Below are 24,266 nucleotides of genomic sequence, written 5' to 3' on the forward strand. Positions count from 1 at the left end.
CGCGAAGAGGCACAACCGATGACGGTGGACCTGCAACTGGGGCCACGGCCCGATGAACCCGGCGCGCCGATTGGTAATGGCGCCACGTATCCCCCCGACGTGACGGCGCGGCTGGCCGCCGACGCCGCTGCGATCATCGCGAAGTACCCGAAGCCCCGCTCTGCGCTCCTGCCGCTGTTGCATCTGGTGCAGGGCCACGACGGCTACGTCACCACCGGCGGCATCAATTTCTGTGCGCGCCAATTGGATCTGACCGATGCGGAGGTGACGGCCGTCGCCACCTTTTACTCGATGTATAGACGCAGCCCGACGGGTGAGTACCTGGTCGGCGTGTGCACGAACACGTTGTGTGCGGTGATGGGCGGCGATGCGATTCTGCGCACCCTTCAGGATCATCTCGGTGTCGATGTCGGGCAGACCACCGATGACGGACGGGTGACGCTCGAGCAAATCGAATGCAATGCCGCGTGCGACTACGCCCCGGTCGTGATGGTCAACTGGGAGTTCTTCGACAACCAATCACCAGATAGCGCATGTGATCTCGTTGACACACTGCGCGGGGGCCAACCGCCGGTGCCCACGCGCGGTGCCGCGCCGTGCAGCTTCAGAGACACTTCCCGCATGCTGGCCGGGGCACCTGTCGATCGCGCGGAAGCCGATGCCGGACAGGTCTGTACGGCGACGCTCGCCGGGCTGCGCGTGGCGCGCGAGCTGGGATTGACCGCACCCGATACACCCGACGTCACATCAGAATCGGGGCAGTAATGGTGCCTTCGCAAGCCCAGTCGACGCCCTTGACGCCGGTGCTGAGCCGGTTCTGGGATGAGCCGGATTCCTGGTCGTTGGAAACCTACCGACGCCACGACGGCTACCGCGCCCTGGACAAGGCGCTGGGTATGGAACCCGATGACGTGATCGCCCTGGTCGAGAAATCGGGATTGCGGGGCCGCGGCGGCGCGGGCTTTCGCACCGGCACCAAGTGGTCCTACATTCCACAGGCTGACACCGGGATCGGCGCCAAGCCGCACTTTCTGGTCATCAATGCCGACGAGTCCGAACCCGGTACGTGCAAGGACATTCCGTTGATGTTGATGTCCCCGCACGCGCTGATCGAGGGTGCCATCATCGCCGCCTACGCAATTCGTGCACACCAGGCATTCATCTATGTGCGCGGGGAGGTCGTTCCTGTGCTGCGCCGCCTGCAGTCGGCGGTGGCCGAGGCGTATGCGGCGGGTTACCTGGGCAAGGACATCGGCTGGTCCGGATTTGACCTGGAGGTGGTGGTACATGCCGGCGCGGGGGCCTATATCTGCGGGGAGGAGACCGCTCTGCTGGATTCGCTCGAGGGTGGCCGCGGCCAACCCCGGTTGCGGCCGCCGTTCCCTGCGGTGGCGGGACTGTATGCCTGCCCGACGGTCGTCAACAACGTCGAGACCATCGCGAGCGTCCCACCGATCCTGCTGAACGGCATCGACTGGTTCGCCTCCATGGGATCAGAGGAATCACCGGGCTTCACGCTGTATTCGCTGTCCGGGCATGTGAAACAGCCTGGCCAGTATGAGGCACCGCTGGGCATCACTCTGCGCGAGTTGTTGGCATACGCGGGCGGTGTACGTGACGGGCACGAGTTGAAGTTCTGGACCCCGGGTGGTTCGTCGACACCGTTGCTGACCGCCGAACACCTTGATGTGCCACTGGATTACGAGGGAGTCGCCGGCGTCGGCTCGATGCTCGGCACAAAGGCGCTCCAGATTTTCGACGAAACGACGTGCGTGGTGCGCGCTGTGCGGCGCTGGACCCAGTTCTACGCGCACGAGTCCTGCGGCAAGTGCACTCCGTGCCGGGAAGGCACGTACTGGCTTACTCAGATCTATCGACGATTGGAGACCGGGTCGGGCACCCAGTCGGATATCCAGAAGTTGCTCGACATCTCAGACACTCTGTTCGGAAAGTCGTTCTGTGCGTTGGGCGACGGTGCCGCAAGCCCGATAATCTCCTCGGTCAAATTCTTTCGTGCGGAGTACGAAGCGCACCTGCGCGGCGGCTGCCCGTTCGACCCGTCGGCCTCCATGCTCGCGCCACCGGAGGCCCTGATATGACCCTCGCCGAACACCGCAAGGAAGCTGACGTGGAGGGGGTGCACCTCACCATCGACGACGTGGAACTCAGCGTGCCCAAGGGCACGTTGGTGATTCGGGCCGCCGAGTTGATCGGTGTGCAGATACCGCGCTTCTGTGATCACCCGTTGTTGGAGCCGGTGGGAGCATGCCGTCAGTGTCTGGTCGAGGTCAAGGGTCAGCGTAAACCGGTGGCGTCGTGCACTATGGCCGTCGCTCCCGACATGGTGGTGCGCACCCAGCACACCTCGGAGAACGCCGGCGCGGCTCAACTCGGCGTGATGGAGCTGTTGCTGATCAACCACCCGCTGGACTGCCCCGTGTGTGACAAGGGCGGTGAGTGCCCGCTTCAAAACCAGGCCATGTCCAACGGAAGGTCCGAAAGCCGATTCACCGACACCAAACGGACCTTCCCCAAGCCGATCAACCTCTCGACGCAGGTGCTGCTGGATCGCGAGCGCTGTGTGTTGTGCGCCCGGTGCACTCGCTTCTCGCAGCAGATCGCGGGCGATCCGACCATCGAGTTGTTGGAACGCGGTGCTTTGCAACAGGTCGGCATCGCGGCCAATGAACCGTTCGATTCCTACTTTTCGGGTAATACCGTCCAGATTTGTCCGGTCGGCGCATTGACCGGCAGCAGTTACCGCTTCCGGGCCCGCCCCTTCGATCTCATCTCCTCGCCGACGGCGTGCGAACACTGCGCATCCGGATGCGCGCTGCGCACCGACCATCGCCGTGGAAAGGTGTTACGTCGCCTCGCAGGTGATGACCCACTTGTCAATGAAGAGTGGAACTGCGACAAGGGGCGCTGGTCCTTCCGGTATGCCGATGTCGGCGATCGCATAACCACACCACAGATCCGTCGCGGTGACGGCGCGCTGCGACCGGCTTCCTGGCCGGAAGCGCTCAGGCTGGCTGCTGCCGGGCTGGCTGCGGCGAAAGGTAATGCCGGAGTCCTCGTCGGTGGACGGTGCACCGTCGAAGATGCCTACGCGTACAGCAAGTTCGCGCGGTTGGTGCTGGGTACCAACGACATCGACTTCCGCATCCGGCCCCACTCGAGCGAAGAGGCACAGTTCCTTGCCGCGAACGTCGCCGGGCAACCGATGACGGTGAGCTACGGCGATCTCGAACAGGCACCGGTGGTGGTGATCGCCGGGTTCGACCCCGAAGAGGAATCACCGATCGTGTTCCTGCGGCTACGCAAAGCCGCGCGAAAGCACGGCACACGGGTGGTTTCGATCGCGCCGTTCGCGAGCCGTGGCCTGACGAAAATGGGCGGACGCGTCGTCATGACGGCGCCAGGGGCCGAGGCCGCCGCCCTCGCCGGCCTGTCGGGCGACGAGCTATTGCACCAGCCCGGCGCTCTGATCCTGGTGGGGGAGAGGCTGGCGACCAGCCCTGGGGCGCTGTCCGCCGCGATTCAACTCGCCGCTGCGACCGGCGCACGCCTGGCGTGGATTCCGCGGCGGGCCGGCGATCGTGGCGCACTTGAGGCAGGTTGCCTGCCCAACCTGCTGCCCGGCGGCCGGCCCGTCGCCAATAACCGGGCCCGCGAACAGACCGCCGCGGCGTGGAACCACACCGACCTGCCCGCGGTGCCCGGGAGGGACACGACCGAGATCCTGGCCGCCGCCCGTGCCGGTGAACTCAGTGCCCTGCTCGTTGGCGGAATCGATATTGCGGACCTATCCGACCCGGGTGCCGCGCTCGCCGCCATCGCTGCTGCGCGATTCGTCGTGAGTCTCGAACTGCGGGAGAGCGCCGTCACCGAGCTCGCCGACGTCGTTTTCCCGGTGGCACCCGCCGCCGAGAAAGCTGGCGCATTCCTGAACTGGGAGGCCCGGTTTCGGTCATTCGAGGCCGCGCTCACCACCAACGCGGTCGCGGACCTGCGGGTCCTGCACGGGCTGTCCGACGAAATCGGTGTCGACCTCGGTTGCCCTACCGCTGCGGTGGCGGCCGCCGAGATGGCGCGGCTCGGGGTGTGGGTAGGGCGCCGCAGCGCCGCACCGCAAGATCCATCCGCCGAGCCTGAGCGGCTCAATGTGGGCCAGGCGGTGTTGGCGGGTTGGCGGATGCTCCTCGACGGCGGCCGACTCCAGGACGGCGAACCGAATCTGGCCGGCACCGCTCGGCACTCCGTTGCCCGCTTGTCAGCGGCGACGGCCAGTGAAATCGGGTTAGCTCCAGGTGATTCAGTGACCGTGAGCACCGCCCATGGGGAGGTCCACCTACCACTGTCGATCACCGAGATGTCTGATCGCGTCGTCTGGCTGCCGCTCAACTCGACCGGCTCGGCGGTCCACGCCCAGCTCGGAGTCACCACCGGCGCGGTGGTGCGAATCCGGAGGACAGTGTGACGCAACAACCCGACCTCTCCTGGTTCGGCCATGACCCGTGGTGGTTGGTTGTGGCCAAGGCACTTGGGGTGTTCGTATTCCTACTGGTCACCGTCCTGGTGGCGATCCTGGTGGAGCGCAGGGTTCTTGGACGGATGCAGATGCGGTTCGGTCCGAACCGGGTGGGGCCGTACGGACTGTTGCAGTCGCTGGTGGATGGCGTAAAGCTCGCCCTCAAGGAGGGACTGGTGCCGGCGGGGGTCGACAAGCCGATCTACCTGCTCGCGCCGATCATTGCGGTGATCCCGGCATTCATGGCGTTCGCGGTGATCCCCATGGGCGGGGCGGTTTCGGTGTTCGGACATCACACTGCGCTGCAGTTGACCGATCTCGCCGTCGCGGTGCTCTACGTCCTTGCGGTCACCTCGATCGGGGTGTATGGGATCGTGCTGGCAGGCTGGGCGTCCGGCTCCACCTATCCACTGCTGGGCGGATTGCGCTCCAGCGCCCAGGTGGTCTCCTACGAGATCGCGATGGCGCTCTCGTTCGCAGCAGTGTTCCTGCACGCGGGCACCATGTCGACCTCGGAGATCGTGGCCGCCCAGAGCGGGACTTGGTACATCTTTCTGTTACTGCCGTCGTTCCTCATCTATGTCACAGCGATGGTCGGCGAAACCAACCGCGCACCATTCGATCTGCCCGAGGCCGAAGGTGAACTGGTCGGCGGCTTCCACACCGAGTACTCATCGCTGAAGTTCGCGATGTTCATGCTCGCCGAGTACGTCAACATGACCACCGTCTCCGCGCTGGCGACGACGATCTTCCTCGGCGGCTGGCAGGCGCCGTGGCCGTTCAGCGTGTGGGACGGTGCCAACTCCGGTTGGGTGACCCTGATCTGGTTCACCGCAAAGGTCTGGATCTTCCTGTTCGCATTCATTTGGCTGCGTGCGACCCTGCCGCGATTGCGTTACGACCAGTTCATGGCGTTGGGCTGGAAACTGCTCATCCCGGTTTCACTGGCCTGGATAATGACCGTGGCCACCTTGCGCACCGTCGACGCCGAGGGAGAACTCTCGGCAGCTGTCGCCGGCCTCGTGTTGCTCGCGCTGACGCTGATTGTGCTGCGGCGCAACCAAGTCCGAAGGGCCCCTGAGCCAGAGACGACAGACGGGTCGTTTGCCCCGATGCTCGGCGGATTCCCGGTTCCGCCACTGCCAGGACAAGTGTGTGCCGTCGATGCGCACATCGGTGACCCTGTCGCCGAGCCAATCCACAACGGGAACTCGATCCCGATCGACGCTGTGCTGAGCAGGGGGAATAGTCACGATGCCTAAGTTTCTCGCAGCGGTCGCCGGTTTCGGTGTCACGTTCTCGACGATGTTCAAAAGGCCGATCACTGAACAGTATCCGGAGCACAAGGAGCCGACCGCGCCGCGCTACCACGGCCGCCACCAGTTGAACCGCTATGACGACGGGCTGGAGAAGTGCATCGGCTGTGAGCTGTGTGCGTGGGCATGTCCGGCCGACGCCATCTATGTAGAAGGCGCGCAAAATACTGAGACGGAGCGCTTTTCACCCGGCGAACGGTACGGCCGGGTGTATCAGATCAACTACCTGCGCTGTATCGGCTGTGGCCTGTGCATCGAGGCGTGCCCCACCCGTGCACTGACGATGACCAACGAATTCGAGATGGCCGACGACAACCGCGCGGACCTCATCTACGGCAAGGACAAGCTCCTGATACCGCTGCTGCCCGGAATGGTGCCCCTGCCACACCCCATGGCCGAAGGCACCACCGACGAGGACTACTACCGCGGCAAGATCGCCGGTGCCACAGATGCCGATGCCGACGGGGGTGTCGACTCGTGAGAGTTGTTGCGTCGACGGCGCTGCTTGCGGCCGAGCCCCTCACGCAGACCTCGACCGCCGAGGCGGTGGTGTTCTGGATTCTGGCGGCGGTGACGGCGCTCGCTGCCGTCGGCGTGGTCGTGGCGCCCAGTGCGGTGTACTCCGCGATTTTCCTGGCAACCACGATGATCAATCTGGCCGTCCTTTACATCGCCCAGGACGCGCTGTTCCTCGGTGTCGTGCAGGTGATTGTCTACACCGGTGCGGTGATGATGTTGTTCCTGTTCGTCGTCATGCTCGTGGGTGTCGACCTGTCGGAATCGTTGGTCGAAACCCTACGCGGGCAACGCATTGCCGCCATTGTCGCGGGGGCGGGTTTCGCAATGGTCTTGACCGGCACATTCGGCAACATCGCGACTACCGGGTTCACCGGCTTGTCCGATGCCAACGCCGGCGGGAACGTGCAGGGGCTGGCGGAATTGATCTTCACCAGGTATCTCTGGGCCTTCGAGCTCACCGGTGCACTGCTGATCACCGCCACCTTGGCTGCGATGATGCTCGCCCACCGCGAACGTTTGACGAGACGCAAGAGCCAACGCGACCTGGCGCGGCAACGGTTCCAACCCGGCGGACATCCCACCCCGTTGCCGGCACCCGGCGTCTACGCGCGCCACAACGCCGTCGACATTCCGGCCCGGCTCCCCGACGGCGGCGTCTGCGACCTCTCGGTCAGCAGGACCCTGAAGCGAAGGGGACTCGTGCTGACGCTGCTCGTTTCTGAATCTCGTACGACATCGACTTCGACAGTGGAAGAGGGTGTGCAGTGAATCCGGTGAACTATCTCCACTTGTCGGCGTTGCTGTTCACCGTCGGCGCGGCCGGAGTGCTGTTGCGGCGCAATGCGCTTGTCATGTTCATGTGCGTCGAGCTGATGCTGAATGCCGCCAACCTGGCGTTCGTGGCGTTCTCGCGAATGCACGGCCACCTCGATGGGCAGGTGGTGGCGTTCTTCACGATGGTGGTGGCCGCCTGCGAGGTCGTGGTGGGCCTCGCGATAATCATGACGATCTTCCGCACCCGCCGATCGGTTTCGGCCGACGGCGCCAACCTTCTGCGGAACTGACATGACGACTCTGGTGTGGCCGATGGTCGTCCTGCCGTTGGCGGGTGCGGTCGTGTTGCTTCTGGCCGGACGGCGCAGCGACCGCTGGGGCCATCTGCTGGGGTGCGCGACCTCGATGGGAGCGTTCGCGCTCGGATTCGCGTTGTTCGTCGAACTGCTCGGTCGGGACGCCGCCGACCGGGTGATTCACGAAAGCCTGTTCACCCCTTGGGTGCCGGTTGCCGGCCTCCAACTCGATTTCGGCCTGCAGCTCGACGCCCTGTCGATGTGTTTCGTGCTGCTGATCACCGGAGTCGGCTCGCTCATTCACATCTACGCGATCGGCTATATGGCCGACGACCCCGAGCGGCGCCGATTCTTTGCCTACCTGAACCTGTTCGTGGCGGCGATGCTGCTGCTTGTACTGGCCGACAATTACCTTGGCCTGTACGTGGGTTGGGAAGGCGTCGGTTTGGCGTCGTATCTGCTCATCGGGTTCTGGTCCCAGAAGCCGTCGGCGGCCACCGCGGCCAAGAAAGCGTTCGTCGTGAACCGGGTCGGCGATGCCGGACTGATGATCGCGATGATGGTGATGTTCGCTTCTGTCGGGTCCATTTCCTACGCCGACGTGTTCGGCGCGGCCCCGGCGTTGTCGCAGGGCACCTTGACCGCCATCGGTTTGTTGTTGCTGCTTGCCGCGTGCGGCAAATCCGCGCAGGTGCCGTTGCAGTCATGGCTGGGCGACGCCATGGAGGGCCCCACACCCGTGTCGGCGCTCATCCATGCCGCGACGATGGTGACCGCCGGGGTCTATCTGATCGTGCGGTCCGGTCCCGTTTTCAACCTGGCCCCCAACGCCCAACTCGGCGTCGTGATCGTCGGCGCGGTCACATTGCTGTTCGGGGCTGTCGTCGGCTGCGCCAAGGACGACATCAAGAAGGCCCTCGCCGCATCGACCATGAGCCAGATCGGTTACATGGTGCTGGCTGCCGGTCTCGGCCCAGCCGGGTACGCGGTGGCGATCATGCACCTGCTGACCCACGGCTTCTTCAAGGCGGGCCTGTTCCTGGGGGCCGGGTCGGTGATGCACGCCATGAACGACGACGTCGACATGCGTCGCTACGGCGGTCTGCGGAAGTTCCTGCCGATCACCTTCGTCACCTTTGGGCTCGGCTATCTGGCGATCATCGGCGTGCCGCCGTTCGCGGGATTCTTTTCCAAGGACGCGATCATCGAAACAGCCTTTGCCGCGGGAGGACTCAGAGGGCTGATCCTCGGCGGTGCCACATTGCTGGGCGCGGGGATCACCGCTTTCTACATGAGTCGTGTCATGCTCATGACGTTTTTCGGGGACCGCCGCTGGAACGACGGTACCGCAGACTCAGCTGGTGATGGCCCCGTCAGGCATCCGCACGAACCCGCCGCGGTGATGACCTGGCCGATGATCGCGCTTGCGGCGGGTTCGGTCGCCGGCGGCGGTCTGCTTGCGATCGGCGGCACGTTGCAGAACTGGCTCGAACCCGTCGTCGGTCACCACGAAGCCGAACACGCCACCCCGGTGTGGGTGATGACCGTCATCACCCTCACGGTCGTCGCAATCGGAGTGGCCGTCGCCTACCGGATGTACGCCACCCGCCCCGTGAAAGCATCTGCCACTTCCTGGGTTTCGGGTGCGACCGCCGCTGCCCGCGACGACCTCTATGGCGATGCGATCAACGAGGCGATCTTCATGCGTCCCGGCCGCACTTTGAGCCGTTCCCTGGTCGCCGTCGACAGGAAAGGTATCGACGGCCTCGTAGAGGGATTGGCCCGGTTGATCGGTGCAACCTCGGCTCGGATCCGGCTGCTCCAGACGGGGTTCGCGCGGTCATACGCGCTATCCATCTTCGTCGGCGCCACGCTGGTGGTCGTCGCCATGGCCCTGGTGAGGATGTGGTGAGTCACTTTCCCTGGCTGAGCGCGCTGTGGTCGATGCCGCTGATCGGCGCCGGCGTGATCATGGTGCTGCCCGCGACACAACGGCATCTCGCGAAGTGCACCGCACTGATGACTTCGATCGCAATTCTGGCCATGGCCGTCGCATTGGCTGTCCAGTTCCAACCTCAGGGCAACGAGTATCAGTTCGTCGAATCGCATATCTGGATACCGTCATTCGGCGCCGGCTATATCCTCGGTATCGACGGCATCGCCTTGGCGTTGGTACTGCTCACCGCGGTGCTGGTGCCGCTGATTCTGCTCGCCGGCTGGAACGACGCGGGCGGTCGAGGGCGATTGGTCCACACTTATGTCGCGCTGATTCTGGCTGTCGAGGGCATGGTGCTGATCTCGCTGATCGCCCTCGACGTGCTGCTGTTCTTCATGTTCTTCGAGGCGATGCTCATCCCGCTGTACTTCCTCGTCGGAAGCTTCGGAGGCACGGGTCGCTCGGGATCCGATGTCGCCGCCGGGGCGGCTCCGAGGGCCGCGCTGAAGTTTCTGCTGTACAACCTTTTTGGCGGGTTGATCATGCTGGCCGCGGTGATCGGCCTATATGTGGTGACCGCTCACAGCGGTGTCTTCGGGTCGGGGACGTTTGACTTCCGTGCCATCGCCACAGCAGTGTCCTCCGGCCAACTCGGCATCAATCCCGCTGCGCTCAACGCAATGTTCCTCGGCTTCATGTTCGCCTTCGCCGTCAAAGCACCGCTGTGGCCTTTTCATACATGGTTGCCCGGCGCCGCGGTGGAAGCCACTCCGGCAGCTGCGGTGTTGATGATGTCGATCGTCGACAAGGTGGGCACCTTCGGCATGCTTCGCTATTGCCTGCAGTTGTTCCCCGACGCATCAGTGACGTTTCGGCCGTTCATCATCACCCTGTCCGTGATTGCGATCATCTATGGGGCGATTGTCGCGATCGGACAAACCGACGTGATGCGGCTGATCGCCTACACGTCGATATCACACTTCGGATTCATCGTCCTCGGCATCTTCGTGATGACCAGCCAGGGGCAGTCCGGCTCCACGCTTTACATGGTCAACCACGGGATTTCGACCGCGGCGCTGTTCCTGATCGCCGGATTCCTGGTGTCGCGGCGGGGCACCAGGACGATCGCTGCCTACGGCGGGGTGCAGAAGGTCGCGCCGGTACTGGCCGGCACATTCATGGTCGCAGGACTGGCGACCCTCGCCTTACCGGGTCTGGCACCGTTCATGAGCGAATTCCTGGTGCTGATAGGCACTTTCACCCGGTACCCGGCATTCGCGGTGCTGGCCTCTGTCGCGCTGGTGCTGTCGTCCATCTATATTTTGTGGCTCTATCAGCGGATGATGACAGGTCCGGTCACCGACGGCAACGACAAGCTGCGTGATCTGCTACCGCGGGAGCTCGCGGTCGTCACACCGCTCATCGCCCTGCTGCTGGTGCTGGGCATTTACCCCAAACCCGCACTCGACGTGATCAATCCGGCGGTCGATCGCACCTTGATAACCATCGGCCAGCAGGGGCCGGCCACTGCGCCCGCAACACCGATGACAGCCGAAGGACCGCATCCATGAGTATGCCCACTCCGAGTGTCGAATACGGCGAGCTCTCGCCGATGCTCATCGTCTTCGGTGTCGCCGTTGCCGGGGTCGTGGTAGAGGCGTTCGTGCCCCGTGACCGCCGCTATGGGGTCCAGTTGGTGCTCAGTGTGGCCGCGTTGGCCACGGCACTGGTGGCGGTCATCATGCTGGCGGGGACGAAACATGCTGCGGTGGCAGGCGCGGTCGCCGTGGACGGGCCAGCCCTGTTCCTGCAGGGCGTCATCCTGCTGGTCGGCCTGCTTGCGGTGCTCGTCATCGCAGAGCGTGGCCCCTCCACGGGGTTGGCGGGCTTCACTCCGCAGGCGTCCGCAGGTCCCGGCAGTGTCGCGCAACTCGAAGCCACCGAAGCGAAGATCATCCAGACCGAGGTGTTCCCGCTGACGATGTTCGCGGTGGGCGGGATGCTGCTCTTTCCCGCCGCCAACGACTTGCTGACGATGTTCATCGCGTTGGAAGTGTTCTCGCTGCCGCTGTATCTGCTCTGTGGGCTGGCTCGCCATCGGCGCGTGCTGTCTCAGGAGGCGGCGTTGAAATACTTTCTGCTGGGGGCCTTCTCGTCTGCGTTCTTCCTGTACGGCGCAGCGATGCTATACGGGTTCTGCGGCACCCTTAGCCTGGCGGGCGTCGGTGACGCGATCAACGCCGGATCCGGCAACGTATCGCTTGCGATCGCCGGCGTGGGTCTGCTGTCGGTGGGAATTCTGTTCAAGGTGGGCGCAGTGCCGTTCCATTCATGGGTTCCGGACGTCTACCAAGGCGCGCCGACACCGATCACCGGATTCATGGCCGCCGCCACCAAGATCGCAGCCTTCGGGGCCATGCTGCGCATCTTCTACGTCGCGCTGCCGGGCTTGCGTGACGACTGGCGACCGATTCTGTGGGCGATCGCCATCCTGACAATGGTCGCGGGTTCGGTGTTGGTAGTCACCCAAACTGATATCAAACGGATGCTTGCCTACTCCGCGGTCGCTCAGGTCGGTTTCATTCTGATGGGCGTGATAGCAGCCAACGACGCCGGGATCTCTTCGACGCTGTTTTACCTTGTTGTCTACGGCCCCAGCGCGCTTGGTGCGTTCGCCATCGTCACGCTCGTCCGCACCGGCGGGGGTGCGGAGGACACCGACATCGCCCGGTGGACCGGCCTCGGTCGTCGAGCGCCTCTTCTCGGTGCGGTGTTCTCGCTTTTCCTGCTCGCGTTCGCCGGGGTCCCGCTCACGGGCGGCTTTGTCAGCAAGTTTGCGGTGTTCACGGCCGCAGCCGAAGGAGGTGCGGTCCCGCTGGTCGTCGTCGGCGCCTTCGCCAGTGCCATCGCCGCATTCGCCTACGCGCGGGTGATCCTGCTGATGTTCTTCGCGCCACCACCGGATGACAGGCCGCAGGTGGTGGTGCCCAGTTCGGCTACGGCCGCGGCAATTGTGGTGGCGGTCGCCGCAACGGTGTTGTTCGGCGTCGTGCCGCAGCCAATGCTGGATCTAGCGGGCAGTGCGGGTGCGTTCCTTCGGTGAGCTGCGGTGCCTTGCTCATCGAATGCTGAGTTCGGCGTTCCGTCGCTCCCGCAGTCGCAGGACCATCGGGGTGAAAATGAGTTGCATCGCCAAGTCCATCTTCCCGCCGGGACACACGATCGTGTTGGGCCGCGACATGAACGAGTCGTGCAGCATCGAGAGTAGATACGGAAAATCGATGCCGTGTGGATCGCGGAACCGAATTATGAGCATTGACTCGTCCGCCGTCGGGATAGACCTTGCCACAAAAGGATTGGATGTATCGACGACGGGCACCCGTTGGAAGTTGACGTCCGTCTGCGAGAATTGACCGCACATGTAGTTCAGATAGTCCGGCATCCGGCGAAGGATGGTGTCGGTGACCGCCTCGGAGCTGTAGCCGCGGGCCACCTTATCGCGGTGCAACTTCTGAATCCACTCCAGGTTGATCACCGGGACCACCCCGATCCGCAGATCGGCATGCTGGGCGACATTCGCGTCATCAGTGACGATGGCGCCGTGCAGCCCCTCATAGAACAGCATGTCGGTGTCATCGGGAATGGCCTCCCACGGGGTGAACGTGCCCGGTTGCTGTCCGTACGGCTCTGCCTCCTTGTCGTCATGGAGGTAGCGACGAATCTTGCCGGTTCCGGTTTCTCCGTAGGATCTGAACAGTTCCTCGAGTTCGTTGAACAGGTTCGCCTCCGGCCCGAAGTGACTGAAGTTGTGGTCCCCGCGCACATGAGCGTCCGCTATCGCGGCCTTCATCTCTGCGCGGTCGAAGCGGTGGAAGCTGTCGCCCTCGACGAAGGCGACGTTCATCGCCTCGCGCCGGAAGATCTGTTCGAAGGTGCGCATCACTGACGTGGTGCCAGCCCCCGAAGAACCGGTGACCGAGATGATCGGGTGCAGACGGGACATTTGTTCTCCTTCGTCAACCAATCGCGGACCGGAACAGCCCGCGGCGGCCATAGAGCGGCGAATCGTCAGGGCGGTCGTTGTTGTCGAGGTGGTAGGCCTCGATCCGCTCCACTTCCTCTTTCACCCCGAAGATGAACGGCACGCGCTGGTGAAGATGATCGGGAACAACGTCGAGCATCCGGCCCCGGCCGGTGCTCGCCAGGCCACCCGCCTGCTCGATGATGAATGCCATCGGGTTGGTCTCGTACATCAGCCGAAGACGGCCCGGTTTGGCCGGATCCTTCGAGTCACGCGGGTAGAGGAAAACGCCTCCGCGAGTGAGGATGCGGTGAGTCTCGGCCACCAGGGAGGCGACCCAGCGCATGTTGAAGTCCCGCTTGCGCGGCCCGGACCGGCCGGCCAGACACTCGTCGATGTAGCGCTGGACTGCCGGTTCCCAGAATCGTCGGTTCGACGCGTTGATCGCGAACTCTTTTGCACAGGAAGGGATTTGCAGGTTTTGGCGGGTGAGAATGAATTCACCCAATCGAGGATCCAATGTGAAGCAGTGGACGCCCGTCCCTACCGTGAGAACAAGTAATGTCGACGGGCCGTAGAGAGCGTAGCCCGCACAGACTTGCGACGTTCCCGGCTGCAGGAAGTCCTCCGGGCTCGGGTCGACACCGGGATTGGGGGCGCGCAGGATGGAGAAGATGCTGCCGACAGAGACGTTGACGTCGATGTTGGAGGATCCATCCAGCGGGTCGAAGACCAGAAGGTATTTGCCCCTTGGGTATTCGATCGGCAACCGGTAGGGCTCATCGAGTTCCTCGGAGGCCATCCCCGCGACTTGTCCGCCCCACTCGTTGTTGCGCAGGAAGTAATCGTTGGCCAGGACATCAAGCTTCTGCTGGACTTCGCCCTGCACATTGACCGCATCGGCAGAGCCCAGCGCTCCGCCGAGTTCGCCCAACGCAATCCGGTTGGCAATCGATTTGCATGCCAAAGCGACGTCGAGGATGAGGGCGTTGAATTCCCCACTGGCGCCAGGATGATGTTGGCGTTCCTCGATGAGAAACCGCACCAGCGTCGTGTGGTTGGTCAGCATCACTCTTCCCTCGTTCCAGCGTGCAGACCTAAGACACCCAAGGCCCAATCACATGCTGGGTGCGGCCGCGGCGCGGACCATCCCCCCGCTGGGTGGATAGACGGGGGGACAACGGCCGTCACGCCGAAACACCGGCAAAACCGCACTAGCATCGGCCCGGTGACCGAGGTGACGCCAGCCGAGTGCCGAGCGCGCTTGCGTGTCCTGGTCTATAGCGACAACACCCGAACCCGCCGGCAGGTCATCCAGGCGCTCGGCCCCAGTCCGTTCTCCGACCTGCCCGAGATCGACTACCGCGAAGTGGCCACGGGCTCGATGGTCATCGCATGTGTAGATGCCGGCGACGTCGACCTGGCCGTCCTGGACGGCGAAGCCACGCCCGAAGGGGGAATGGGCATTGCCAAACGTCTCAGGGACGAGATGGACTGCTGCCCACCGGTGCTGGTCCTGACTGGCCGTCCCGACGACGCGTGGCTTGCGCGGTGGTCGCGGGCGGACGCCGCGGTGCCACACCCGATCGACCCAATCCGGTTGGCCGACGCCGTCTTTCCGCTACTGCGTAAGGGGCGCTGAGCCGTTATCACCCGGTCCTCCACCCACGTAGGTGAGTGCGCCGCGCGCGTGATCCGATCGGATGGACACACCCGATCGGAAAGGCCGCGCCCATGACAACGCCCACGAGGATGGACAGCGTCAACCACCCGCTCATCGTGCCGTCGGTGTTGCCCGCTGACTTCGCACGCCTCGGCGAGGAGGTACACGAGTTGTGCGAGGCGGGCGTCGACCGGATCCAATGGGATGTCATGGACGGTGTCTTCGTCCCCAACCTCACCTTCGGCCCTGACGTCATCGCGGCAACTCGCAGGCACAGCACCGTCGAGTTCGAGGCTCATCTGATGGTCGTCAACCCCGACGAGCTGCTGGGGCGCTACGTCGACGCAGGATGCGAGCTGGTCATCGTGCATGCCGAGGCATGCACGCACCTGCATCGCACCCTGGCGCGCATTCGCGACCTCGGCGCGCGCAGCGGCGTTGCGCTGAATCCGCACACCCCCGTCGAGGTCGTCGAACACGTTCTGGCCGAAACCGACCTCGTTCTGGCCATGACCGTCAATCCGGGATTCGGCGGCCAGTCCTACATTCGCGCCGTAGAGCCGAAGATCGCACGGCTGCGACGGATGATCGACGAATCCGGGCTGCCGATCGAACTCGAGGTCGACGGCGGCATCACGGACCGAACCATCCAGGGGGCGTGCGCCGCCGGTGCCGATGTCTTCATCTCCGGCTCGTGGATGTATGCGTACCCGGATGGCAAGGCGGCCGCCGTCAAACAGCTGATTGCACGCGCCCGCGAGAGCGCCCCACAAGGAGCGCCCCAGCGATGATCCGCGACCGGTGAGCCGCCTGGAGGCAGTGATCTTCGACGTCGACGGCACTCTCGTCGACAGCGAGCGAGATGGTCATCGGGTTGCCTTCAACGAGGCGTTCGCGGAGGCAGGGCTCCCCGATCGCTGGGACATTGACACGTACGGGCAGTTGCTCGAGATCACCGGCGGCGCGAGGCGGCTGGCGTTCTGGCTCCAGAACCGCGGTCGGTCACGCGCTGAGGCGTCGCAGCTCGCAGAACGGCTGCATAAACGAAAGACGCAGATCATGCGCCGTCTCGTTGCAGACGGGCGCGTGGGTGCGCGGCCCGGCGCACGAGAGTTGATCGATTCGCTTGCCGCGAACGGTGTGGCAATGCACGTGGCGACAACAGGAACCCGCGCATGGGTCGAACCGCTTTTGGATCACGTCTTCGGCAACAGGTTCCAGACCGTGATCACCGGAACCGAGGTTTCTGACTTGAAGCCCAGCCCGGCGGTGTACCTCGAGGTGCTGAGCAGAACTGGTTGCCCACCCGGGCGCGCGGTCGCCGTCGAGGACTCCGCTAATGGTGTGCAGGCAGCGGTCGCCGCCGGCCTGTGCTGCCTGGCCGCGTACAACTCATACACCCGCAGCGACGACCTGTCCGGGGCGACGCTCGTCGCAGACGGGCTCACCGACCCGGCGCTCATCGAATGGTTCCGCGACCGCCTGGATCGTTAGAGCGGATGCACGGTGACGATGAGGTGGGTCGGGTGCGCTCCAGACCAAGCTGTCGCTCGAGGCGGCGCCACATACCGGTGTCTTCGGGTACCGTCTGACCAGCGTCGAGAGCCGCCCACGTGGCTGTCACGACGGACCGCAACGATCGGCCGCTGACTCCGTCCTCCGGAGTCGCACGCAGGCGCACTCCTGGCTCGAGCAGTCCCGACAGGGCTGTGGTCACATATGTCGGACGTGCGCTCGGCGCAGCGAACGCAAGGTCCTTCAGATCTGAGGCGCCGGTCAGCACCAGCAGGGAGTCCAAACCGGCGGCGTTGGCACCCTCGATGTCGGTGTCCAGTCGGTCGCCGCACACAAGAGTGTCCGCTTTCTCGGTGCCCATCGTGGAGCGAGCCAAGTCGAACAGATTCGGCCCCGGCTTGCCGACCACGTGCGGGATCACGGTCGTCGCCGCCTGCACGGCGGCGACCAACGCGCCGTTGCCCGGTGCCCGACCGCGCGACGTCGGGAGCATGATGTCGAGATTGGTGACAACCCAGGTCGCGCCGGCCTCTGCGTGGTATCCGACCTCCGCGAGTTCAGTCCACGTGACGTCGACCCCAAGGCCCTGGACTACCGCCGCCACGGTTGCACCGGCCAACTCCGAGGCGCGAACCGGGACCAGTCCGACGTCAGTGAGTGCTTGCACAACCCCCGGCCCCCCGACGGCAAGTACGACGGTCTGCTCGGGCAGACGCGCCGCGAGGTATGCTGCGGCAGCCTGGGAGCTGGTGACCACCGTCCACCCGTCCGGTCCGACGCCGAGCTCGTGGAGATGAGCGACGACTGCGTCGGGTGAGCGAGATGCGTTGTTGGTCGCGAATACGACCGGAATGTCTTGCGCTGATAGCCGGTTCAGAGTTTCCACGGCACCGGGTACGGGTGTGGCGCCGCGGTATACGACACCGTCCAGATCACAGATCACCGCCACGTACTGGGCAACCAGGGACTCGGCCCCGATGGCGGACTCACGCTTCATGCGCATCGGTACTCCTCGGAAATGTTCGGGCACTGAGGGCCGGCCGGTCATCGGGTGCCCTCAGCGTGAAAGTGCGCGCACAACTATCTCGGTAGCCAGCTGCGCGGTGAAGTGGCGAGATTTTCGTGGGCCCGCAACCTCTACGAGCCGGAACTCTGCGTGCACATGTCGTCTGCTCGCGTGGGCAACGTCGCGTGCCGCTTTGGTGCTGAACAGCACCGTCGTGTCGACTTGCACAGCCGGGCAGTCCCTGTCGCGGATCACACCTTTGACGTTGGGAACCCGTGCGTGCCCACTATCGATGGCGACCAGGCCGGTGAACCGCTCGCGGGCGGTGGCGGCCAGGTCCCAAGCCAGTTCGCCACTCGATCCGTCGGCCACGAGCAGCCCACCGGCGATCTTCAGCTGATCGAGAAATCCGATGACCGACATTGGGGTCAGTCGGGTGTGCGCGGGAATGACGACCGTTTGGAACCTCGCGACGTGCAGGCGCTCGCGCACGACGTCGCAGTATTGGGCGCCGTGCGGCGCCTGCGCAATCATGATGACGACCCCGCCCTTGACCGGACCGGAAACTGTTACCGGCAACCGGGATTCATCGTTGGGGGTCAGCACTCGCATCGATTGGCGGTATGGCGGTGATGATGCTTCGATCATGGCGACTCCTCCCCGGTGCCGCGGCTTGGGCGGCTGTGGCTCGAAACTGATCGTTTTCGTTGTCCGTCGGGAGTCAATCGGTGTGTTCCGATGGTTACGGAGCGTCTCCCCCTCGCGATCCCTAGAGTCGAGGCTGCGCAAAGATGCGTCATCGCGGATAGCACAACCACGCACCTAACTCTCAAGAAACTGACGAGGCCCGCCATCCCCCAGGAGGGGGGAAGTTCAGGTTGTTTGGCCCACCACCCGGGATTGCTCGAAAAGCGAAGGACCGCAGCCGTGTACGACCGGATATGGCTCGGCATAGACGTCGGCACGCAGAGCGTCCGGGTGTTTGCGATCGACGATGATGGCCACGTAGCGGGATCGGGTTGGGCGGCACTTAGTGGTGAACGTCGAGGTGGGCGACACGAACAAGATCCCGAGAGATGGTGGGAGGCGGTGATCGGAGCGTGCAGCACAGCTCTGAACGGTCTCGATGCCGGTGCTGTCGCTGGGCTCGCCGTCGATGCGACGTCGGGAACCATCCTGATCGCCGACCAGGCGGGATGTCCGCGGACGGCCGGTCTGATGTACGACGACGACCGGGCGGCGGAGGAGGCTCGGCTTGTTGATGAGGCGGGGCGACCGGTATGGGCCAAGCTGGGTTATTTCCGAATGCAGCCATCGTGGGCCCTGCCCAAGCTCGTCTGGTTGCTGCGGCACCGGCCGGAACTGAAGGCAGGAAATCTGCGCCTCTGCCATCAGTCTGATCTGATCGCCGCTCGGCTGATAGGACATCCTGTCGCCACCGACACCACCAACGCCCTCAAGTCGGGCTATGACGTGATCGATGAGCGGTGGCCCAGTGAGGTTTTCGATCGGCTCGGTGTGCCGACGCGCATGCTGCCCGACGTGGTGAGTCCGGGAACTGTTCTCGGGGTCGTCAGTGCGTCGGCGGCGTCGCGCACGGGGATCCCCGCCGGGACACCGGTGGTCGCCGGCATGACCGACGGCTGTGCGGCACAATTAGGCGCGGGTGCCGTCGAAACAGGTTCGTGGAACTCGGTGTTGGGCACCACGTTGGTACTCAAAGGCGTCTCGAAACGACTGATTCGCGACCCCAGCGGAGTGGTCTACTGTCACCGCGGGCCGAACGACACGTGGCTACCCGGCGCGGCGTCGAACAGTGGTGCCGGCATCATCACACGGCGGTTCGGCGGCAAGGATCTCGACGTACTGACCGCTCGCGCGGCGCGAAGTCCTTTAGGTGCCGTGGCTTATCCGCTGGTGGCGGAGGTCGAACGATTCCCGTTCGTGGCGCGCAACGTGGAAGCGTTCGTTATCGGTGACGCTCAGGACGACGTGGCGATGTTCGCAGCGCTGTTGCTGGGAGTCGCATGCGTCGAGCGGCTCTGCATGGACTACCTTGACCTGCTCGGGGCACCCACTGACGGCCCGTTGACGATGACCGGCGGTGGCACCCGCAACCGTTTCTGGTCGCAGCTTCGAGTTGATTTGATTGGTCGACCGGTCTCGATTCCTGCCCGAGCGGAACCCGCGGTGGGCATGGCGGTCCTCGCCTCAACACTTGCGGGACGATCTGTCGTCGAGGCTGCGCGGGCCATGGTGCGAAGCTACGTGGAACTCACGCCCGATCCGACTCGAGGTCCGGTCTTGCTTGAACGCTACCGAGATTTCGTTGAGGCGCTGGCGGCGCGGGGATGGCTCGACGACGCGGTCGCATCGCATGCCCGCAACAGAGCGAACCAGTAACAGCACAGTTCATGATTCGACCGATGCATTAGCATCGCTAATGTGCAGATAGACGGTCAACAGCTGGCGGCATTTGCGGCCGTCATCGAGCAGGGGTCGTTCGATGCCGCCGCGGCCCGGCTCCACGTGACTCCATCGGCAATCAGCCAGCGCATCAAGGCGCTCGAGCAGCGGGTGGGTCAGGTAGTGGTGGTACGGGAGAAGCCATGTGTGGCGACGGCGGCGGGCGCTCCCCTGTTGCGGTTGGCGGCGCAGACCGCGCTGCTGGAGGCCGAGGCGTTGACAGAGATGGGCGGCGGTGACGGGTCCGCTCCGCGTATTGCGTTGGCCGTCAACGCTGATTCGATGGCGACGTGGTTCACCGGAGTCCTCGGCGCGTTGGATGGCGTCTTGTTCGACATCCGCATCGAGGACCAGGACCATTCGGCGCGACTGCTTCGCGAGGGTGTGGTGATGGGGGCGGTGACGACCGAACGCACGCCGGTGACGGGTTGCCGAGTGTTGCCGCTAGGCGTGATGAGGTACGTAGCCGTCGCAGCCCCACGGTACATCGAAAGGCATCTCCCCCAAGGTTTCACGGCCCGCGCCGTGGCGGCGGCACCGTCGCTGGCGTGGAATCGCGACGATGCGCTGCAGGACATGCTGGTGCGCAGAATGTTTCGACGCGACATCACTCGCCCGCAACATTTTGTGCCGACCGCAGAAGGCTTCGGGAGTGCCGTGCGGGCGAGCCTCGGGTGGGGCATGTTCCCGCAGAATCTGGCCGAACCGGAACTCGCGGACGGTTCGTTTGCTCGGGTGGTCGACGCGCACCTGGACGTGCCGCTGTTCTGGCAGTGCTGGAAACTCGACAGCCCGTTGGTCGGGGCCATCACCGACGCGGTACAGGCGGCCGCCCGAAAGATCATGGTGTGACCGCCGTTTCGCTTAGAATCGTTCCCCCCGCAACGCCGTCTCACCTGCCATTGGGCATCGTGTCTTCGACGATCAATCCCGCGAATTTCGGCGTCGCAACGCAAGCACCCGCTGGCGAAGACCCTCGCTCGCTGTGTACCTGAGTCCCTCGGTGACGCGCCGCAGGATGAAATTGGGTACGGGCAGGGTCGGTTCAACGGTGATTTCGAATCGCACCCGCGTTCCGTTCGTGTCGGGGGTCAACGTGTATCGCACGTTCTGCGCGCGTTGATGCATCGCGGATTCCAGTCGTGAGCTGTATCCATCGGGGTGGTAGCGGAGGGCGATCACGACATCGTCGGTGAATCCGGCAACCTGGATGCGTGACCTGCTGCGCAGCGGCCGTCCCGATTGATCCCGCTCCAGTATCGTCGACGAGAGATGGGCGGGTGACCACTCGGGGAGTGCCTCCAGATCCAGCATGACATCCAACACCTCGTCCGAGTTGGCTTCGATGAGGAGCTCGCGGACTTCGTGGAAGCTCACTGGTTCATTATGCGCCGGGTTGTCGAGCAGTCAGTGATGTCCGTTGGTGTTTCCGTTTGACGAGCCGTTGCCTTCCTGGTGTTCCCGCAACGCGGTGAGGGCACGTTGTTCCGACGCATGATGCGCCGCGGTCAGCGCCTCCTGCTCAGACGGCGGGTCGGCGAACAAGAAACTTCCGCTGCCCGGTGCTCCCGCGGCGCCGAGCTTGTTCATCCGCTTCGGAATCGCAGCGCCCTGGTACGCCAACGGAATCGGGTGACCGTCGGAGTCGACGGGGCCGAGCGGCTGATGCAACTCGACGTAGGCTCCGTGCGGCAGCCGCTTGATGATTCCGGTCTCGATGCCGTGCTCGAGCACCGCACGGTCGCTGCGCTGCAGGCCGATGCACCACCGGTAGGTGATGTAGTACACGATGGCGGGCAGCACGACCATGCCGATTCGACCGATCCAGGTGGTCGCATTCAGCGAAACGTCGAACTTGTACGCGATGATGTCGTTCATTGCGCTGAACGTGAGCACGATGTAGAACGCGATCGCCATGGCGCCGATGCCGGTGCGCACCGGGACGTCGCGGGGCCTCTGCAGCAGGTTGTGGTGAGCATCATCGCCGGTGATCTTCTTCTCGATCCACGGATAGATGATCAGCAGCGTGAACACCAGGCCCATCAACACCGCGACCGCGACGGCGGCCGGTACCGTGTAGTTGCCGATGTAGAGCTCCCAGGCCGGCCACAAACGGATCAGCCCGTCCGTCCACATCAGGTAGAAGTCCGGCTGGCTGCCGGCCGACACCTGGGCGGGCTTGTAGGGGCCCAGATTCCAGATGGGGTTGATCTGCAGCAGCCCGCCCATCAGGCCGAGGATGCCGACGACCATCGCGAAGAACGCCCCGGACTTGACCGCGAACACCGGCATCACCCGCACGCCGACCACGTTGCTCTCGGTGCGGCCCGGCCCGGGAAACTGGGTGTGCTTCTGGAACCACACCAGGGCGAGGTGAATTCCGATGAGCGCGAGCATGATTCCGGGAAAGAGCAGAATATGAATCGCGTACAGACGCGGCAACAGGATTCCGTCCTGGGTGCACTGGTATCCGACACCGCCGCACGGAAAGTCACCGCCGAACAGCGCCCAGTGGAGCCAGGTACCGATCACCGGTATGCCGAGCGTGATAGAGGACAGGGCCGCGCGAATGCCCGTCCCGGACAACAGATCGTCGGGCAGTGAGTAGCCGAAGAAACCCTCGAATATGGCCAGGATCAACAGCAGCGAGCCGATCACCCAGTTCGCTTCGCGGGGCCGGCGAAAAGCGCCGGTGAAGAAGATGCGGGCCAGGTGCACCATGATCGCCGCGGCGAACAACAGTGCCGCCCAGTGGTGGACCTGTCGGACGAACAACCCGCCGCGCACCTCGAAGCTGATGTCCAGCGTGGACGCGTAGGCCTTCGACATCTCGATGCCGCGCAGCGGTTGGTAGACACCGTCATAGGTGACTTCGGCCATCGATGGGTCGTAGAACAAGCTGAGGTAGACGCCGGTGATGATCAGGACGATGAAGCTGTACAGCGCGATCTCGCCGAGCAGGAACGACCAGTGGGTCGGGAACACCTTGTTGAGTTGCCGGCGCACCGCCGCCGACGGGTGATAACGCGAGTCGATGGCATCGCCTTGGGCTGCGGCGATGTGGTTCAGTTTTGAGTTCATATGCGTCGGCTCCTGGGAAGCTACGCGGGGCTACTTTCCAAGATGCTCCTTCGACCCGAGATGCGCTCGTGACGGTGGCATAGTTCACCAATCGGTCACAATCGACGACCTCGCCCGAATGGGCTTCGCCGCAACTGATCCGGCGTCCGTCCGATGGTCCGTGTTTTCAGTGTGCTCGGGGAGCTTCTGCGTGCTTCTTCTTGCCGAACGGCAGCACGTGCATGATCGCCACGACGACGGCGCCGACGACCAATCCGATGACTGCCGAAGCCGCGGTGTTGACCAGCCACGCCAGCACGCCGCCGAAACCCTCGGCGACCGCGCGCTTTATCAGGTCCTCGAAGTGGTGCACGAAGCCGTAGGGCGCGTGCCAGCCCAGCGTGTCGGTTCCCAGCAGGAGGATGTGCCCACCGACCCAGAGCATTGCGACGGTGCCGATGGTCGACAGTGCCGACAGCAGTTTGGGCATCGCGCTGACAAGTCCACGACCGATCTTCTGCGCGAACGTCGACGAGCGCTGCGCGAGGTTCAGCCCGATGTCGTCCATTTTCACGATCAGTGCGACGACGCCGTAGACGGCTGCGGTGATGACGATGGCGACCACCACGAGGATCGCGAACCGCGACCAGAACCTCTCGCTCGCTACCTCATTGAGCGCGATCACCATGATCTCGGCGGACAGGATGAAGTCCGTGCGGATCGCCCCCGCCGTCATCTGCTTCTCGGCGTCCTGTCCAACAACCGCGGCCGGCGCGGCATGCGCGTCATGTCCGGTGAACCAGCCCAGTACCTTCTCCGCGCCTTCGTAGCAGAGGTAGGTGGCGCCCACCATCAGGATCGGCGTCACGATCCACGGCGCGAACTGGCTGAGGAGCAGGGCCGCGGGCAGGATGAACAGCAGCTTGTTGCGCAGCGAGCCGATGGCGATCCGCTTGATCATCGGCAGTTCGCGGTCGGCGGTGATGCCGTGCACGTACTGCGGCGTCACCGCGGTGTCGTCGATCACGACGCCCGCAGCCTTGGCGGTCGCGCGTCCGGCCGCGGCACCGATGTCGTCGACCGACGCCGCCGCCAGCCGCGCCAGCGCCGCGACGTCGTCGAGAAGTCCGAACAGACCCGCGCTCATCGCTTCCCCATAGGTC

General features: G+C 64.3%; 22 protein-coding genes. 15 read left to right on the top strand and 7 right to left on the bottom strand.

All coding sequences use genetic code 11. The annotated features are described in order from the left end of the window. Positions 1–18: 18 nt before the first annotated feature. From nuoE to nuoN, 10 genes are read left to right on the top strand one after another with little or no spacing between them, the layout of a single operon-like run. Positions 19–765, top strand: a complete 747-nt coding sequence (nuoE, locus tag G6N36_RS23075; protein WP_163689122.1) for an NADH-quinone oxidoreductase subunit NuoE — start codon at positions 19–21, stop codon at positions 763–765. Continuing rightward, entirely contained in the window at positions 765–2,099 is a 1,335-nt protein-coding gene (nuoF, locus tag G6N36_RS23080; protein WP_163689123.1) for an NADH-quinone oxidoreductase subunit NuoF, read from the top strand. Before nuoE ends, nuoF begins: the two co-directional genes overlap by 1 nt. Then, entirely contained in the window at positions 2,096–4,480 is a 2,385-nt protein-coding gene (locus G6N36_RS23085) for an NADH-quinone oxidoreductase subunit G (protein WP_163689124.1), read from the top strand. Before nuoF ends, G6N36_RS23085 begins: the two co-directional genes overlap by 4 nt. Then, on the top strand, positions 4,477–5,793 hold the full coding sequence (nuoH, locus tag G6N36_RS23090) for an NADH-quinone oxidoreductase subunit NuoH (protein ID WP_163689125.1): 1,317 nt from the start codon (positions 4,477–4,479) through the stop codon (positions 5,791–5,793). The genes G6N36_RS23085 and nuoH overlap by 4 nt, the downstream gene beginning before the upstream one ends. Next, positions 5,786–6,328, top strand: coding sequence for an NADH-quinone oxidoreductase subunit NuoI (nuoI, locus tag G6N36_RS23095; protein WP_163689126.1), 543 nt, complete (start codon positions 5,786–5,788; stop codon positions 6,326–6,328). The genes nuoH and nuoI overlap by 8 nt, the downstream gene beginning before the upstream one ends. Next, positions 6,325–7,134 (top strand): NADH-quinone oxidoreductase subunit J, encoded by an 810-nt coding sequence (locus G6N36_RS23100; RefSeq protein ID WP_163689127.1) that lies wholly within the window; start codon positions 6,325–6,327, stop codon positions 7,132–7,134. The genes nuoI and G6N36_RS23100 overlap by 4 nt, the downstream gene beginning before the upstream one ends. Further along, positions 7,131–7,430, top strand: coding sequence for an NADH-quinone oxidoreductase subunit NuoK (nuoK, locus tag G6N36_RS23105; protein WP_163689128.1), 300 nt, complete (start codon positions 7,131–7,133; stop codon positions 7,428–7,430). The genes G6N36_RS23100 and nuoK overlap by 4 nt, the downstream gene beginning before the upstream one ends. Position 7,431: 1 nt before the next feature. Further along, positions 7,432–9,348, top strand: a complete 1,917-nt coding sequence (nuoL, locus tag G6N36_RS23110; protein ID WP_163689129.1) for an NADH-quinone oxidoreductase subunit L — start codon at positions 7,432–7,434, stop codon at positions 9,346–9,348. Continuing rightward, entirely contained in the window at positions 9,342–10,943 is a 1,602-nt protein-coding gene (locus G6N36_RS23115) for an NADH-quinone oxidoreductase subunit M (protein WP_163689130.1), read from the top strand. Before nuoL ends, G6N36_RS23115 begins: the two co-directional genes overlap by 7 nt. Continuing rightward, positions 10,940–12,475, top strand: coding sequence for an NADH-quinone oxidoreductase subunit NuoN (gene nuoN / locus G6N36_RS23120; RefSeq protein WP_163689131.1), 1,536 nt, complete (start codon positions 10,940–10,942; stop codon positions 12,473–12,475). Before G6N36_RS23115 ends, nuoN begins: the two co-directional genes overlap by 4 nt. A 15-nt stretch (positions 12,476–12,490) precedes the next feature. Here nuoN and G6N36_RS23125 read toward each other — a convergent pair whose 3' ends face one another. Together G6N36_RS23125 and G6N36_RS23130 are read right to left on the bottom strand one after the other, a co-directional pair. Beyond that, complete coding sequence (locus G6N36_RS23125; protein ID WP_163689132.1) at positions 12,491–13,375, bottom strand: phosphoribulokinase; 885 nt, start codon at positions 13,373–13,375, stop codon at positions 12,491–12,493. Between the two features lie 13 nt (positions 13,376–13,388). Continuing rightward, positions 13,389–14,462: a class 1 fructose-bisphosphatase gene (locus tag G6N36_RS23130; protein WP_163689133.1), complete on the bottom strand. Its 1,074-nt coding sequence runs from the start codon at positions 14,460–14,462 to the stop codon at positions 13,389–13,391. 159 nt (positions 14,463–14,621) lie between these two features. Here G6N36_RS23130 and G6N36_RS23135 point away from each other — a divergent pair, with 159 nt between their 5' ends. The 3 genes from G6N36_RS23135 (at position 14,622) to G6N36_RS23145 (ending at position 16,550) form a co-directional block, all read left to right on the top strand. Further along, positions 14,622–15,035: an Rv3143 family two-component system response regulator gene (locus tag G6N36_RS23135; protein WP_179964850.1), complete on the top strand. Its 414-nt coding sequence runs from the start codon at positions 14,622–14,624 to the stop codon at positions 15,033–15,035. 92 nt (positions 15,036–15,127) lie between these two features. Further along, the gene (rpe, locus tag G6N36_RS23140; protein ID WP_235690145.1) at positions 15,128–15,847 is read left to right on the top strand and encodes a ribulose-phosphate 3-epimerase; all 720 of its coding nucleotides are present in this window, start codon (positions 15,128–15,130) and stop codon (positions 15,845–15,847) included. 10 nt (positions 15,848–15,857) lie between these two features. Beyond that, positions 15,858–16,550, top strand: a complete 693-nt coding sequence (locus tag G6N36_RS23145; protein WP_163689134.1) for an HAD family hydrolase — start codon at positions 15,858–15,860, stop codon at positions 16,548–16,550. Here G6N36_RS23145 and G6N36_RS23150 read toward each other — a convergent pair. Continuing rightward, positions 16,516–17,568, bottom strand: coding sequence for an HAD-IIA family hydrolase (locus G6N36_RS23150; protein WP_235690146.1), 1,053 nt, complete (start codon positions 17,566–17,568; stop codon positions 16,516–16,518). The genes G6N36_RS23145 and G6N36_RS23150 overlap by 35 nt on opposite strands. A 60-nt stretch (positions 17,569–17,628) precedes the next feature. Next, a complete protein-coding gene (locus tag G6N36_RS23155) occupies positions 17,629–18,225 on the bottom strand; it encodes an alpha/beta hydrolase (protein WP_308205932.1) in 597 nt (198 codons plus the stop codon). Between the two features lie 279 nt (positions 18,226–18,504). Here G6N36_RS23155 and G6N36_RS23160 point away from each other — a divergent pair, with 279 nt between their 5' ends. Continuing rightward, positions 18,505–19,980, top strand: a complete 1,476-nt coding sequence (locus tag G6N36_RS23160) for an FGGY-family carbohydrate kinase (RefSeq protein ID WP_163689136.1) — start codon at positions 18,505–18,507, stop codon at positions 19,978–19,980. Positions 19,981–20,022: 42 nt separating this feature from the next. Beyond that, positions 20,023–20,895: a LysR family transcriptional regulator ArgP gene (locus G6N36_RS23165; RefSeq protein WP_163689137.1), complete on the top strand. Its 873-nt coding sequence runs from the start codon at positions 20,023–20,025 to the stop codon at positions 20,893–20,895. 72 nt (positions 20,896–20,967) lie between these two features. Here the strand turns inward: G6N36_RS23165 and G6N36_RS23170 are convergent, their stop codons facing one another. From G6N36_RS23170 to G6N36_RS23180, 3 genes are all read right to left on the bottom strand, one after another. Beyond that, complete coding sequence (locus G6N36_RS23170; RefSeq protein ID WP_083128126.1) at positions 20,968–21,420, bottom strand: SRPBCC family protein; 453 nt, start codon at positions 21,418–21,420, stop codon at positions 20,968–20,970. Positions 21,421–21,450: 30 nt separating this feature from the next. After that, complete coding sequence (qcrB, locus tag G6N36_RS23175) at positions 21,451–23,124, bottom strand: cytochrome bc1 complex cytochrome b subunit (RefSeq protein ID WP_163689138.1); 1,674 nt, start codon at positions 23,122–23,124, stop codon at positions 21,451–21,453. A gap of 166 nt (positions 23,125–23,290) precedes the next feature. Then, entirely contained in the window at positions 23,291–24,250 is a 960-nt protein-coding gene (locus G6N36_RS23180) for a DUF808 domain-containing protein (protein WP_163689139.1), read from the bottom strand. Positions 24,251–24,266 lie beyond the last annotated feature (16 nt).

The organism is Mycolicibacterium gadium (assembly GCF_010728925.1).
Lineage (GTDB): Bacteria > Actinomycetota > Actinomycetes > Mycobacteriales > Mycobacteriaceae > Mycobacterium > Mycobacterium gadium.